This is a genomic window from Paenibacillus sp. GCM10027630, assembly GCF_042676305.1.
In the GTDB taxonomy this organism is placed as follows: domain Bacteria; phylum Bacillota; class Bacilli; order Paenibacillales; family NBRC-103111; genus Paenibacillus_S.
In genome coordinates this window covers 284415-298711 of record NZ_JBHTGY010000015.1, presented here as the reverse complement: position 1 = coordinate 298711, position 14297 = coordinate 284415, and the positions used below count along the sequence as shown (strand labels likewise).

Below are 14297 nucleotides of genomic sequence, written 5' to 3'. Positions count from 1 at the left end.
AATTGAGCCGTCCTGACATCCTGCATCTCCCATGATTTTCACCCCCTGTATCGTTTAATGTAAAGATACTTTATAGAATAGTAGAAATCAATCCTATATTTGATTATGTTAATTAATTTACATTTTCGAGGTGAATGCCTTGTTTCGGATCGAACTTTGTTCCAATACGCAGCAATGGAGCCGATTTACAGATTTTTATATCGAGCACCGAGGATCCATCATTCCGAACTACCCTGTGATCCTTGTACTTCGGGATGTAATAAACTATATGAAGAATGGCAGAGCCGCCATTATCGTTAATGAACGGGACGAGATGGCCGGTATCGGAAGCTTTGTGCTCGGATTGGCCGAGGATGAATATAAACAAAAAGACATTGCGGTACTTGGCAACAGCTGTTTTGCGGAGGAATATCGGAATACACGAATGTTTATACGGGGCTTGCAGGTATTGGCAGTGCAAATCCGTGACGCAAATCCCGATGTGAAAGAAGTAAGAATACCAACGTCGGCACAGAATGCATACACAAATCGTTTGTATCAAAAACTGGCGACCAAACATCATTCTTACAAATCCGGTTACGGAGAAATTCACGTTTATTCCACTTCGTTCCACGAGTATGAACAGTTCTGCAATCGCTTTGGTTAATGCTCAGTTGGTGCTCATGATCGCGAGCAGAAGTGTGTTATGGATTTGCTTAGCCACCCCTCGTCTCCATAAAATGCAAAAAGGCATCGACCATCGGTCGAAGCTTTTTTGCAATATAGAGACTTTAGGGGAAGAATTCCTCTAAGGGGTTCAGTCTTGCGCGGACTAGAGCGAAGCGGAGGGAGCATGGCATCGAAATCCACCTTTAATCTAATTCATTGCAACCTTCTTCCTGAAACTATTGTATTATTAGAATAAATGATTAACGTGAAAGGGAGTGGCGTATCATGGGAATCTTGTCACGATTAAAGGATATTATGAAGGTCAATGTCAACTCTTTGCTGGAGCGTAATGATGATCCGGAGAAGACGATAGATGAATATATGCGGACCTTGAACAGCGACCTGGGTAAGGTAAAATCCGAAACGGCTTCCGTGCTCGCGGATGAGCGAAGAGCGCAGGCGCAACTCGATGAGTGTAATGCCGAGATCAAGAAGCTGCAGCGATATGCGGAGAAATCTGTAGAAGCGGGCAATGAGGATGATGCCTTGAAATTCCTGGAGAGGAAAGCGAAGTTAGGCGAGAGGTTAACCGAATTGCAGGCGGCTTATGATCTTGCTTCGACAAATGCTGCAAACATGAAACAAATGCAAGATAAGCTTATATCGGATCTGGGACAGCTGGAGACTCGAAGGATAGAGCTTAAAGGGAAGCTAGCCGCTGCAAAGCTGCAGCAGGGGATGAATTCAGGTCACTCTTTCACTGGAGATGTTCAGGCTTCCTTTCGAGCGATGGAGGAACGGGCCGATCAAGCGTTGAATGAAGCTGAGGCATTGGATGAACTGAGGGCTGGAACGAAGGAAGATGATCTGGATACGCTGCTTGCACAATTGGAGAAGAATTCGGATGCTCATGCAAATGCGGAGAGTCTTCCCAAGCCTGAGGATGAGTTGGCCGCAATCCAAGCAAAATTAAAAAAGGAATAAAGGTTTTTGCTATTCCTTATGTCATAGAGGTGAACAGATGAACGTTATTGAATATAAATGTCCGAACTGTGGCAGCGGCATGATCTTTGACCCGGAGACAGGGATGTTATCATGTCATAGCTGTGGAAGAAAGGATAATATCGAGCAGTTCCCTGATCCTCTTGGCCAGCAAGCAGTTTCTCCAGAGGAGGTTCAGGAATACCACTGTACAAGCTGCGGAGCTGTCATTATCACCGAAGCGGAAACGGCGGCAACCGTTTGCAGCTTTTGTGACTCGGCTGTTGTTCTGGGCGATCGTTTGAGCGGGAAGCTGGCTCCGGGCTTGGTCATTCCTTTCTCAATCAGCAAGGAGAAGGCGATAAAGGCTTTTCGAAAATGGTGCAAAAACGGTCTTCTTACACCGGGCGGGTTTATGAGCGCAGATCGTATTAAAGGTATGACAGGAATGTATATCCCCTTCTGGCTATATGAATTGCATAATAATGTGGAGGTAAACGGCCATGCCACGAGAGTGAGAATTTATACAGAAGGGGATTACCGATATACGGAAACGCAGCATTTTGACATCTACCGTAAGCTTCAGTTGAATTATTTGAGGGTGCCTATTGATTCATCGGAGAAGATGAATGATATGCTGATGGATAAGCTGGAGCCTTTTCCCTATGATCAACTGAGGAGCTTTAAAACCCCTTATCTGGCAGGTTACGTTGCGGAGAAATATAGTTATACAGATACGGAGATGTTACCGCGGGCGAAAAATAAAATCAGAGAGTATATTGAATCTTCCATTTCATCAGCAGTGTCGGAATATTCTAGTGTTAGTTTTACGAATAAGGAAATTGATACAAGAGTAAAGAATGTAGACTATTGTTTGCTTCCGGTATGGGTGGTTCACTATGGTTTTAATAAACTGGAGTATACATTTGCCATGAACGGTCAGACGGGCAAGGTCGTCGGCAAGCCTCCGATAAGCAAGGTGAAGGTGGCAGCATGGTTTGCTGGTATTTCTAGCGTCTCCTTCTTATCATTAAAATTAATCTCATGGATGATGGGGGGAGGGTTCCTGTGAGAAGGCAAAGAGCTTTTCTGGCAGTACTTTTCTTCCTCGTGGTGTATCTGGCTGTTCCTGCTCAAATCATGGTAGCGGCAATGGAAGAGAAAATAATGATCTATGATGATGCGAAGCTGCTTACTCCTGAAGAATATCAGGAACTAAATGAGATGGCTAATCAATATAGTGCCAAAAGAGAAACCGATATTATCATCATTACTTCTAATAACGCCAAAAATGTAGATGTCAAAAAGATGACGGAGAATTTTTATGATGAGCATGGGCCCGGATACGACAAGTCTCATGGTAACGCAGTCATTTTGACACTGGATATGAGAAACCGTGATGTGTATTTGGCTGGATTTTATAAGGCTGAGCAGTATCTGGGCGATGGCAGGCTCGATAAAATAAGGGGTAAGATTACATCTGATTTATCAAGCGGCGATTATAAGCAGGCATTCGAAAAATATATCAAAACTTCCTATAAATATATGGGCTACAAGCCTGGAGTGAATCCAGATAACATTTTGTTTAATCTCTGGTTTCAATTGGGAGGAGCTTTGGCTATTGGAGGTATTGCAGTTGGAATGATGGCTTATCGCTCCGGCGGACGCATCACCGTAAATCGGCAAACCTATGAGGATGCAAGCAATTCTGGAATTCTAGATCGGCAGGATCAGTACATTCGAACAACAGTAACGAGGCAAAAAATTGAGAAAAGCTCTGGCAGTAAATCTGGAGGCGGCGGGGGTATCACCGGAGGTGGCCATTCGCATAGCGGCAGTAGAGGCAAGTTTTAATCAAGTGTTGAGTTTAAACAAATGGGAGGGGTATTCATATGGGATTTTTCAAAAATCAATTTTCGAACGTTGTAGAATGGGAAGAGTTTAGAGATGATATGATCTTCTGGAAGTGGAGCAATCGGGAGATTAAGAAAGGGAGTAAACTGATTATCCGTCCGGGTCAAGATGCTATTTTCGTGAATGGCGGTAAGATTGAGGGGATATTTCAGGATGACGGGGAATATCATATCGATTCGGATATCATACCGTTCTTATCCACTTTAAAAGGATTTAAATTCGGCTTCAACAGCGGCATGAGAGTAGAAATTTTATTTGTGAACACGAAAGAGTTTACTGTCAAATGGGGGACGCAGAATCCTGTTCTAATCCCGACTCCGCAGCTTCCAGGCGGCATGCCGATACGCGCGAACGGAGCGTTTAATTTTAAAGTGAATGATTATGTTAGGCTGATCGATAAAATCGCCGGGATGAAAGACAGCTATCTGGTTGAGGATATTAAAATTCGTATCACTTCTGTGTTAGATCAGCTGTTAATGAAATGGATCAGCAGAGAAGGGAAGGACATGTTCAATCTCCAAGCGAATGCATCCGAAATTGCCAGAGGTATTCGTGAGGATCTGGATATGGAAGTATTGGATAATGGAATGACAATTACGGGCTTTCAAGTGATGAGCTTTAATTACCCTCAAGAAATCCAGGATATGATTACGAAGACGGCTTCTCATGAAATGATCGGCAACTTGCAAAAATATCAACAGGTAAGCATGACCGATGCGATGGCTTCGGGTAAATTACATGGCGGTGGAACTGCTTCGGATATGGCAGGCATGATGATGGGAATGAACATGGCGAATGAAATGATGAAAAATATGAATCAGAATCAGACTCAGACGCCTTCGTCTTCTTCTCAAGGGGGTGGCAAGCCCAACTTCTGTCCTAACTGTGGTACGAAAAACGAAGGAGCTAACTTCTGTCCGAATTGTGGTCAAAAGCTGGGCTAATTATGCAGAGCAGCATTTCCCCCTTGTTTGGGTGACTATTTCTGGGGAAGTAGATATGGGGCCAATTTCGTTGCAATAACTCGATGCCCTCGATCATTCGGATGGATAGGTAAAGATCCGCTTAACGCGTCTTCGATCTTTCCTTTTCGATATCCATACAAAAGATCTGCCTGGTTTCCTTCAAACCACATATGAACGGGAGCTACAGTTACATCGTAACTATGAGCGAGCTCATTGGTTGTACGATTTAATCCGTCCACCCACTCAACCGCAAGAGAGCTGTTAGGAAATGGATTATATTGCGTGCAGCAAATGATCCGGGCACGGCTCCCTTTTTTTATTCGGGTAAAAATAGCACTTAAATTACGTCTATAGCTGGCTACAATGTGTTTTGCATCTAGTGGTCGCTTGGTTTTAAATGAAAAGAGTGCCGCGTTAGCTAAATCCACTCCTCCGATCCATACTGAAACAGCAGTAGAACGACTGATTATGGAGGATCCCTGCCATATCACGGCATCCAATAGATCATAGCTGCTCCAACCGGGCCGGGCCAAAACCAATCCGCGAACCTTATACGAGCTTGAATTTAATGTAGAGGCAGTTAAATGAGGATAAGCCTTCGCCAAAGAGGATGCATTTTCTCCAAATGTAATGGAATCTCCAAGAGCTGTATAGATCATAAGAATATCACCAACTCCAACTTTTAATCATACCTGCAACGCAATATCCTATTGGACAATAGGGGGAGATCAACTTATTGCTTGCTTGTGTATTTCTCAAATATATTTTATAGATATGGTATGTAAACATTCGCAAGTTGTGTGGACGTTATTGGACGCAAAGCACAAATCATTTATCACAATCAAAGGGGTAACACGATTTTTGCCTTATATACCTTGGAGAAATAAAGAAAGCAGGGTACCTTAATGAAACTAGAACAAATTGAGAATACCATGGATCCAATCATTCTGGAGCGAGGAGAGGCCTACCGAGATAATGGTTCTATCTTATCCATTGAAGAAGTGGGACCACTTCTTTATCGGGCTAAAGTTGAAGGGAGCGAGTTATACGGTGTAGAGGTTCGGATGGACTCCCGTGGAGAAGTCATTTATACAGAATGCAACTGCCCATATGACATGGGGCCTGTATGCAAGCATGTAGCGGCTGTACTGTTGGAAATTAGAGATTTCTAAGCCATTTTTACGAGTGAAGTACCTTAGAGGTATGTTTAAATTTCACATTACTGAAGAGCAACATCATCTGGACTGCATGGTACGAATTAAAGAGGTCATTGGTGTCTTTGGTGTTCCTGCACAAAATTAATTTGGGTTATGCTGACAATACTGGACATCCATACACAAAGACGCTTCCATCCCCACTTGCAAAGTGGTTTTGGAGGCGTCTTTGTATATGGCTTGAGTCTGGCTCACTGGCTGATTCCCTTTGAAACGGCGCCCCGTATAGCTAATTCGCTGAAACGCTCAAATGGGATTCAATGCTGACTACTTCGATAGCAAACGGTACAGTACTTGTGCGGCTTCCGCTCGCGTAGTTAATCCTTGAGGTGCAAAGCTGTCCTTCGAACGGCCTTGAATTAATCCGAGAGCTGCCGCTTTCTTGACATCCCCCGCAGCCCAATCTGCAATCGAGGCTTCATCGGCAAAGGTTGGTGCTTCTGTTAATGCAGGTTTTCCTGCATGTAGAGCATAAGCACGCATAACGATTGAAGTCATCTCTTCGCGAGTTACAGGAGCAGTCGGATCGAAGTGTCCTTCACCTCTGCCGTTTACTAGACCGGCTTTAACTGCTTTGGACACCTCTGAAGCAAACCAATCCGATGATTGAACATCTTCGAATGTGCTGGAGGTTGCATCTTTCAGATTCAGTGCTCTCGCGATGAGTGCTGTAAATTCGGCACGGCTTACATTTCGTTCAGGGGCAAACACGTTTTCGCCCGTACCGCTAATGATTTGCTTCGATGCCAACTCGCTAATTACCTCGGCTGCCCAGTGAGTTGCTGGAACATCGTTGAATGTCTTGGATACTTCCAATACAACATACTTGCTGAAATGCTCGATGTCAGCCACAATTTCTCCGTCACGGTACTCTCCGCCGACTCTTTCTAATTGCCCGTTATCGGAAATATAATAAATGCTGCTTATTTTTGTATTAATGGATGGATCGACCTTCATGTGCAGTGAAACGGATTTATCGAACTGACTTAGAGTGAATGTACGGCCATCATTGGTTGTAATAGAAAGCTTAATATCGTAAATGGCTCCGCCAAGCTTTACATCAGCACCCAACTGCTGCTTGCCCTGATTAAGTATATTAGCTTCGCTTCCGGTATCACTGGGCTCAACATTTAACACGATTTGGCTGGTGCTTCTGCCTTGCTCATCGACCATACGGGTCAGTTGTTGGAATATCTCTGCAGGTATTTGCAGTTTTATTTTGTCTGATTGAACTTCAAGCTTATTGCCAGCCAGTAAATCAGCCGTATTAAATGGGAGACTTAGCTGCTTGGCAGCAGAAGGGATAGAAAGAACGACGGGACCGCTTCCGCTGCTGACCAGTTGTTCTGGTTTAATGGTAACGACATTTTTGCTGTCCGTGTTTCCTTGGGTTGCATCTCCGCCAGTACCCCCACCACTACTCCCACCTGTGCTCGTACTCGGTTTGCTTCCGCTGTTATTGTGTTTGGCAACAGTTACGTTTAGCTTAGTATTGGGCTTGAGGAGTGTCTCTTCCTTTAACGAGCTTGTGCTTGTTTTGACTTCTTTGAGCGCAAGCTCTGCTATACCGGCTCTCTTGGCTCTGAAGGTTAAGTTCCCGAGCGTAGCGGAGCCGTTGAGTCCGGTTAATGATCCGGTTTTCGTATAGACCAGTTGAACGTGGCTGCCGCCGTCTTCTACGATTTTAATAGGTAACGTATATCCAGTGAGATCAGTAAACTTTTTCGTCGTATCCAGCTCTAATAGGGAGGTATCATAATATACGTTAAGCTCATATGCGAATACATCGTTTAATTGATCCGCATTAATTTGGATTTGGAAGGAATCTTGTTCTAGCACTGTGCCTGAAGAGGCGGATAAAAGTGAAAATGTAGGTTCTTCGGCCGCCAATGTGGTTTGTGGAAGCAAGAGTGCCATCCCGAGGCACGCGGACATTGTATATCGGAGCCATTTATGTATCATTTATAGGTTTCGTCCCTTCCCTTAAAGTTGCTTTCCGATGTGTTTGCTGATTGTCTTCTCAACCAGAATCCCTAGGGGTATCCTACCCCCAGGATTCCAGGCTGCGCGTTTTACGTATTGAAGATCAGCTTATGGGGTGACGACTGGCTTAAGTGCTTGTTCTTGCTCGGCTGTCAAGGCAGGAACCGAAGCGGGTAGTTTGCGATAATGTGTAGCCTGCTCGAAGGCATAAGCCAGCTTGATTAAAGTCCCTTCATCGAAAGGTCTACCTAATAACTCCAAGCCGAATGGAACGTTTCCTGTATAACCTGCAGGGAAGCTCAGTGCCGGGAAGCCGGAATATGGACTAAGGCGATTTGCGCTTCCGGATGTTGTTGCATACAGTAAGGCATCAAGTTTGTTCTCGCTCATTACCTTGAGAAGCGATTGCTGTGTCAGACGGGTACGCTCTAATAAATCTTTATAATAGGTGAGAGTTTCTAACGTTGCGACGTTATCGCGTTGAATCATGGAGCTTTTTTGGTTTTGTAAAATATCATTGGAAGCAATTATTTCGGTTAACGTTTTGTAAGGTGCATTTGGACCAAGCGTTTTTAAATAATCATTCAGGTTGAATTTAAATTCAGTACCACTTAAGCTGGCGTACCTTAAAATATCCGCTTGATTCGGCACAACTACATCAATTACCGTCGCGCCTTGAGCCTTCATCTTTTCAATGGATGCAGCCAAGGCCGCATCGTTGCCTGTCGACAAGGTGCGAACGACACCGATTCTTGCGCCCTTCAATCCGTCCTTATCTAAATAATCGGTATAGCTCTTTGGTGTTCTTCCTGAAGACAGAGCCGTGGTTAAGTCATTGGAGTCGTAACCAATCAGAGCATCCAGAGCAATGGCTGCATCCGCAACTGTACGAGCCATCGGTCCGCCCACGTCCTGAGACAGAGATAGAGGAATAATTCCTTCGCGACTTGTTAAACCAATTGATGGACGAATACCGACAAGAGAGTTGCGTGATGATGGAATTCGAATGGAACCGCCTGTGTCTGTGCCTAGACCGATAACGCCGAAGTTAGCTGCCAGCGCAGCTCCCGTACCACCGCTTGAACCACCTGGGTTAGTTGTGAGCTCGTAAGGGTTTTTCGTTTGTCCTCCGAGCGAGCTCTCTGTCGTTGTGCCAAAAGCAAATTCATGTAAATTCGCTTTTGCTAAAATGATAGCGCCAGCTTCCTTAAGCTTCTTGACCATGAAAGCATCTGTAGATGTATTGTTGTTCTTTAAGCAAATACATCCTGCTGTTGTCGGCATGCCAATGGTATTATAGTTATCTTTGACGATAACTGGGATTCCGTGCAGCGGGCCTCTAGGTCCCTTTGTCTTACGCTCTTCGTCCAGGGTAGCCGCCTCAGCAAGCGCGTTTGGATTAATTGTAAGGATAGATTTGATTGCTGGACCTTGCTGATCGTAGCTTTTGATCCGTGCCAAATATTTAGTCACGAGCTCAACTGTCGTAAGTTTGCCCGCATTCATGGCATTTTGAATATCCATAACTGTAGCATCCATAAATTGAAAAGCTGTATCCGAATAGAGAACCTTCTTGCCAAGTGTACCTAGATCCGTTAGATCGATGATGCCATTCTGATTAAAATCGGCATTAGCTACAAGTGCCCAGCCTTCTTGTTTGGATGTGATTCCATAATAAGGGGAGAGAATCGCCAGATCACCGATGTCTAGAGTCCCATTACCGTTCAAATCCCCACTGACCAGAGTCGTCTTCAGGCTGAGCAGACCTTGGTTTGATGCTTGAATGGCACCGGTGTCTGCCAGTCCTAATTCCGCGCTTATCTTAATATCCTGAACGCTTCCGTTTGCTTTTGTATGGAACGTTAATCTGATTATCGTTTGCTTGTTAATAATTTTCCCGCTGAGGTTTGTTGTCACAATGGTTGCTTTCCCCAGCTCAGAATATTGCCCGACTATGCTGGTAGAAGTATCTACGGCTTGGGCATTAACAAAATCAAGACGTGCGGTATTGTACTCGACAATGAACTTTTCAGCGGTGACTTTATCCGTGATGCCGCTTAACGCGACGTCTACCTGGAATGAAGCGCCATCTATCGTCGTGGAGGGCCCAGTGACGACCACAGAAGCTGAGCCTGCTTCCAGTACAACGATGTTTGGTGTAGAGTGGTAGACGCTGTCTGTTACAGATAATGCCTTAACTGGCGCTGCCTCACTGACGTTGGCATTACTAGCGGCGCTAGCCGAGCTTACGGGTAAAATCCCTGCAATAAGTGCTCCGGAAATAAAAAGGGAAAATAAAGGTCTGGATAGTAAGTTTTTCATGGTTTCGCCCCCATTGTATTTTTTAACATTGGTCAATACTTCGAACGGTTTAAGCTTTTGAAGCAAGAAACAAATCAATGTCACTTACTTGTTATGTATCATCACTCCTAGCTTGTTTTTTGCCAAAAAATCAATAATATCTCTGGTTGTATAATATTTGATGTTATGTTATTTATCAAATCATGTTTATTTCGATAAAACGCTATCATCGCGTTGTATTTAATCGTAGCTTACTATATATCGCTTAAACAACGAGATATAAAATAAACTTAAAATGGTAATTTTAAAAATATATGGATTAAAAAGTGATGTTTTTATCCGGATCGAATGTTTTTTAGGTTATTTTATGGCATGTTTCCTTACATGTTTGGCGCTGTGTTAAAAGTCGAAACGACGGAATGATGTAAGGCGAGGGCGAAAATTGTGAGGAATTACCCATATAATGGGTTTTGTTGTAATTGAGGAAGTGATATATCTTTATTTGAAGGGGGGCAGGCGTGTAAGTTGTTAGCAGATGGATGTTAAATTGAGGTGGTTGCTTATAAGGAGGGTGTACTGAGGCGGTAGCCTATACAATTGCTGAAAGAAGAATGGAGAACAGGTCTCTAGAAAGAGGAAGGAGTGAACGATTATGAGGAGTTGGAGCGAATACACGTACGCAAACCCCTGTCCCTTGTAATAGGCTGAAATTGTTTACCAAGCGCGGGAGAACTTCCGCTTTCTCAGTTTCTACGACTTCAAACACGAGTAGAGAGGGGTCCATACTTAATCGATTTAATTGAACAATAGATTTCAAGTAGAACTCTGGACAGTAGCTGGACGTTGGAATAAAGTTAATGAATATTTTCTCTATCCTGTTCATTCGATGTGTATCCTTTATAGTAAATCTCCTAGTACCTTGGCCTGGTTATCGAGTTGGCGTGCAGCTTGGCCAATGCCGGTAAATTCATCAACAGCATGTTGTGTTCGCAGCTGGCTGTCTAATATGACCGTTTGTGCACGTTTTATGCCTTTAGAGATATCTGCAACCTGAGCGGCAATATCCTGTAGAGTGGAGTTTACTTCTTTAGTTGCTTCCTCTGTTTGAGCAGCCAACTTGCGAACTTCAACAGCCACCACGTTAAACCCCCGACCGTACTCTCCAGCGTGTGCAGCCTCAATTGCCGCATTTAGAGCGAGTAAATTGGTTTGAGACGCAATTTCTCGGATCGCTTTCGTTGTTTTTTGAACAGCGTCAGCTTTAAGCTCCAACAATTGGAGAGCGTGCATATTGTTATCCGATTCATTTACAACCTTTTCGATCGCCGTTGCAATCTGATGGCTGCTTAAGACCCCTGCTTCTGCACGTTCCATGAGATTCTCCGCCATTTGTTGCAATTCATTTGTGACTGTAACGGTATCATGTTCACGCTTCGTAATGTCTGTTGCTATTTTAAGAACAGCTACAACTTCACCTTCCGTGTTCACAATAGGGGTATATGTCGCCTCAAACCATCGCAGATGCTGATTTTTAGTTACACGTAATATTTTTTCCTGGAAAGGACGCCCACTCTTTAAATCATTCCAAAGCTTCACATATTCAGAACTATTCACATACTCCGAAGTGCAAAACTGCTGGTGCGACAGCCCCGACATTTCTGCAGTGTCATACTCCATAACCTTTGCAAAATTGCCATTAGCCCATAAAACCTTCCCGTGAGCATCGAACTCAATCATAGCCAATGACTGCTCTATCGCTGCAAGTACAGCATTCTCATCCAACACTTGAGTACTGACATTCCTGCTCTTCTTTGCATCGTTCATTAAGCTACCGCCTTGTTATTGTGATATAATTTGTGTATAAATTTATAATAAAAACTATACATGAGTTATACAAAATTAACAACAAATAATTACCTTATAAATAGGGTTTGTGTATAATAAAACAGAGGTGTACAAGTTATGTATAGTATTAAAAAGGTTTCTGAACTACTTGGCATTCCCACGGTAACTATACGGGCTTGGGAGAACAGATATCAGATCATCGCCCCTATTCGGAGTAAGGGCGGGCATCGCTTATATAGCGAATCCGATATTAACACTCTTACATGGTTAAAAAGTCAATTAACTGATCACAACATGAAGATTGGCGAAGCAGTCTGCTTGCTGAAACAAAAAGAGCTTAAAACTCCATCAATGGAATCTCAAGCATCTCATATAAGCAAAACTTGCTGCGATCTCATTAAAAATCTATACAGGGATTTGATAGATTTTAATACGACAAGCTCACACCAAACGATTGATCTGGCTTTTTCTATCTATCACTATGAAGACGTATTTCATAATATATTTACTCCTGTTTTAGTTCAATTAGGTATGAATTGGGAGAATGGGGAAATTTCTACTGCCCAGGAGCATTTCTCAACTCAGTTGATTATGCAGCGTATCCTACAGTTTTTCAGAATTCTTCCCATTCATCCACAGCTCCCTAAAGCGATAGCTCTATGTCCAGAGGGGGAACACCATCACATTGGGCTCATGTTATTCAGCTTATTTCTGCGGACAAAAGGGCTGGAGGTCATCTACTTAGGACCGAATACACCTTTGGGCGATTTGGCTTCTTTAATCGAGGAGAAGAACGTTTCAGTCATTGCTGTTTCAATAAGTGACCCTAAGTATGTCGAAATGATGGAAAGCTGGGTCGAAGCAATTTTACGTAAGTTCCCTGATTTAATTTTCGCGCTTGGCGGAACGGGCTTTAACCAAAACACTGCGCAATTATCACCGTATGTTCAGTCCACCAATCAAGCAGACTGGGAGGCATGGTATCAAGCGGCAATCATAAAACCTAATCAAGCCTTCTATGATCGACGCTGATGCTTCTGATGTCTACAGCAATGAGAAACCAATGAACAAATGAACGGCTCCTCTTTGCAAAATGAAACCTGTCACCATACAAAAAAAGAGCTGTCTACGGAACAGAATGTTTCTGCTTCCGAGACAGCCTCTTACGAAATTAATTTACGGAGTTACACCGTAGATTTTGTACATATCGTCAAGCATCAGGTTGGCTGACTTTACACCGCCGCCTGTGTTCCAAGTGGCATCGCTCACCTGGAAGGTTTTATTGTTCTTGACTACTTTCAAGTTCTTCCAAAGCGGATCGTTCAGCCATTCTTGCTCCTGCTTCGTTGCTTTGCTGTCTCCGTTTTCAAAGGTGAAATAGAACACGCGATCCGCCGCTTCAAGCTCTGGAAGACGCTCCTTCGTAATATCCTCGAATGCTTTCTCATCACTCTTCGGATCTGAACGTGGCATACCGATCTGCTTGAATATAGCTCCGGTAAACATGTCTCCATAATAAAATCTCGTTTTGCCGCCCATGAACCGTACGACCGCTACTTTATCTTTCAGCTGATCTCCGGCTTTCTTCTTAAAGTCTTCAATTCGCTTGTCGTAAGCGGCAACGATTTTGTCTCCTTCTGCCTTCTTGTTCAATGCATTGGCAAACAGGGCAAAATTCGATTTCCATTCACCGCGCAACGTTTCTGCGAATACAGTCGGCGCGATAGCAGATAACTGAGCGTAAACCTTCTCCTGGCGCATCTTGTTTCCTAGAATAAGATCGGGCTTCAAAGCCGCAATTACTTCCAGGTTCGGCTGCGATTCTCCGCCAAGCGGCTTAACACCATCCAATTCTTTTTTAATATGATCAAACCACGGACTGCCGTAAGGAGAATCAACAGCACCCACAGGCTTCACGCCGAGAGCAAGCACCGTTTCCGTTCCTTCATTTGTCAAAATGATGACACGCTGCGGATGAGCGGGCACTTCCGTTTCACCCATTGCATGTTTGATTTTGCGCGGGCCTTCTGCCTTAGCGACTTCTCCACCCTTGGCTGGAGCTGCGCCCTGTGGTTCTGCCTGTTTTGCGCCACAAGCGACTAGCCAAACTGACAGCATCATAATAATAGCCATAAGAGCCGCTGGCTTCATTCGAAATTTTAAAATAGGTTGTTTCATCTTTAACTTGACCTCCCAAATAATCACTCATTAATTGCAATAATGATAATCATTATCACCAGTTCAGACAATTCTATATCTTACTCCGCTTTAATAACATTTGTCAACCGTTTTAATCATATTTCGGATAATGGTTTTGGAGGCAGGCTATAGATGCTATGGTGGGGCCAGATGGCGCTTGAAGGATAATTGAAATCGCAATAAATACAGCCTGACGTACTACCGTTCCTCCACGGCTTGAACAATGAGATTGAGCAATGACATGAAA

General features: G+C 43.8%; 12 protein-coding genes. 7 read left to right on the top strand and 5 right to left on the bottom strand.

Going from position 1 to position 14297, the window contains the following annotated elements; genetic code table 11:
- Window positions 1-139: 139 nt before the first annotated feature.
- The 5 genes from ACFQ0C_RS08980 (at window position 140) to ACFQ0C_RS08960 (ending at window position 4487) form a co-directional block, all read left to right on the top strand.
- Window positions 140-646 (top strand): hypothetical protein, encoded by a 507-nt coding sequence (locus ACFQ0C_RS08980; protein WP_379365967.1) that lies wholly within the window; start codon window positions 140-142, stop codon window positions 644-646.
- Window positions 647-933: 287 nt separating this feature from the next.
- Window positions 934-1632 (top strand): PspA/IM30 family protein, encoded by a 699-nt coding sequence (locus ACFQ0C_RS08975; RefSeq protein WP_379365965.1) that lies wholly within the window; start codon window positions 934-936, stop codon window positions 1630-1632.
- 37 nt (window positions 1633-1669) lie between these two features.
- Window positions 1670-2701 carry a TFIIB-type zinc ribbon-containing protein gene (locus tag ACFQ0C_RS08970; protein ID WP_379365963.1) on the top strand — a complete coding sequence of 344 codons (1032 nt, stop codon included), beginning with the start codon at window positions 1670-1672 and terminating at the stop codon, window positions 2699-2701.
- Window positions 2698-3483, top strand: a complete 786-nt coding sequence (locus ACFQ0C_RS08965) for a TPM domain-containing protein (RefSeq protein ID WP_379365961.1) — start codon at window positions 2698-2700, stop codon at window positions 3481-3483. The genes ACFQ0C_RS08970 and ACFQ0C_RS08965 overlap by 4 nt, the downstream gene beginning before the upstream one ends.
- A 38-nt stretch (window positions 3484-3521) precedes the next feature.
- Window positions 3522-4487 carry an SPFH domain-containing protein gene (locus ACFQ0C_RS08960; RefSeq protein ID WP_379365959.1) on the top strand — a complete coding sequence of 322 codons (966 nt, stop codon included), beginning with the start codon at window positions 3522-3524 and terminating at the stop codon, window positions 4485-4487.
- Between the two features lie 35 nt (window positions 4488-4522).
- Here the strand turns inward: ACFQ0C_RS08960 and ACFQ0C_RS08955 are convergent, their stop codons facing one another.
- Window positions 4523-5167 carry an SGNH/GDSL hydrolase family protein gene (locus tag ACFQ0C_RS08955; RefSeq protein WP_379365957.1) on the bottom strand — a complete coding sequence of 215 codons (645 nt, stop codon included), beginning with the start codon at window positions 5165-5167 and terminating at the stop codon, window positions 4523-4525.
- 246 nt (window positions 5168-5413) lie between these two features.
- On the opposite strand from ACFQ0C_RS08955, the gene ACFQ0C_RS08950 reads away from it, so the two are divergent.
- Window positions 5414-5680 carry an SWIM zinc finger family protein gene (locus tag ACFQ0C_RS08950; RefSeq protein WP_379365955.1) on the top strand — a complete coding sequence of 89 codons (267 nt, stop codon included), beginning with the start codon at window positions 5414-5416 and terminating at the stop codon, window positions 5678-5680.
- A 309-nt stretch (window positions 5681-5989) separates the two neighbouring features.
- Here ACFQ0C_RS08950 and ACFQ0C_RS08945 read toward each other — a convergent pair whose 3' ends face one another.
- The 3 genes from ACFQ0C_RS08945 to ACFQ0C_RS08935 form a co-directional block, all read right to left on the bottom strand.
- Complete coding sequence (locus ACFQ0C_RS08945) at window positions 5990-7630, bottom strand: S-layer homology domain-containing protein (protein ID WP_379365953.1); 1641 nt, start codon at window positions 7628-7630, stop codon at window positions 5990-5992.
- Between the two features lie 183 nt (window positions 7631-7813).
- Complete coding sequence (locus tag ACFQ0C_RS08940) at window positions 7814-10027, bottom strand: amidase family protein (protein ID WP_379365951.1); 2214 nt, start codon at window positions 10025-10027, stop codon at window positions 7814-7816.
- An 876-nt stretch (window positions 10028-10903) separates the two neighbouring features.
- Window positions 10904-11830 (bottom strand): methyl-accepting chemotaxis protein, encoded by a 927-nt coding sequence (locus tag ACFQ0C_RS08935; protein ID WP_379365949.1) that lies wholly within the window; start codon window positions 11828-11830, stop codon window positions 10904-10906.
- Window positions 11831-11968: 138 nt separating this feature from the next.
- On the opposite strand from ACFQ0C_RS08935, the gene ACFQ0C_RS08930 reads away from it, so the two are divergent.
- Complete coding sequence (locus ACFQ0C_RS08930; protein ID WP_379365947.1) at window positions 11969-12883, top strand: MerR family transcriptional regulator; 915 nt, start codon at window positions 11969-11971, stop codon at window positions 12881-12883.
- A gap of 144 nt (window positions 12884-13027) precedes the next feature.
- Here ACFQ0C_RS08930 and ACFQ0C_RS08925 read toward each other — a convergent pair whose 3' ends face one another.
- Window positions 13028-14029 carry an ABC transporter substrate-binding protein gene (locus ACFQ0C_RS08925; RefSeq protein ID WP_379365945.1) on the bottom strand — a complete coding sequence of 334 codons (1002 nt, stop codon included), beginning with the start codon at window positions 14027-14029 and terminating at the stop codon, window positions 13028-13030.
- Window positions 14030-14297 lie beyond the last annotated feature (268 nt).

Bases quoted from the DNA above. Each gene is read 5' to 3' on its own strand.
- ACFQ0C_RS08975 (WP_379365965.1), top strand. From the start codon at position 934: ATGGGAATCTTGTCACGATTAAAGGATATTATGAAGGTCAATGTCAAC.
- ACFQ0C_RS08970 (WP_379365963.1), top strand. From the start codon at position 1,670: ATGAACGTTATTGAATATAAATGTCCGAACTGTGGCAGCGGCATGATC.
- ACFQ0C_RS08960 (WP_379365959.1), top strand. From the start codon at position 3,522: ATGGGATTTTTCAAAAATCAATTTTCGAACGTTGTAGAATGGGAAGAG.
- ACFQ0C_RS08955 (WP_379365957.1), bottom strand. From the start codon at position 5,167: ATGATCTATACAGCTCTTGGAGATTCCATTACATTTGGAGAAAATGCA.
- ACFQ0C_RS08950 (WP_379365955.1), top strand. From the start codon at position 5,414: ATGAAACTAGAACAAATTGAGAATACCATGGATCCAATCATTCTGGAG.
- ACFQ0C_RS08940 (WP_379365951.1), bottom strand. From the start codon at position 10,027: ATGAAAAACTTACTATCCAGACCTTTATTTTCCCTTTTTATTTCCGGA.
- ACFQ0C_RS08935 (WP_379365949.1), bottom strand. From the start codon at position 11,830: ATGAACGATGCAAAGAAGAGCAGGAATGTCAGTACTCAAGTGTTGGAT.
- ACFQ0C_RS08930 (WP_379365947.1), top strand. From the start codon at position 11,969: ATGTATAGTATTAAAAAGGTTTCTGAACTACTTGGCATTCCCACGGTA.
- ACFQ0C_RS08925 (WP_379365945.1), bottom strand. From the start codon at position 14,029: ATGAAACAACCTATTTTAAAATTTCGAATGAAGCCAGCGGCTCTTATG.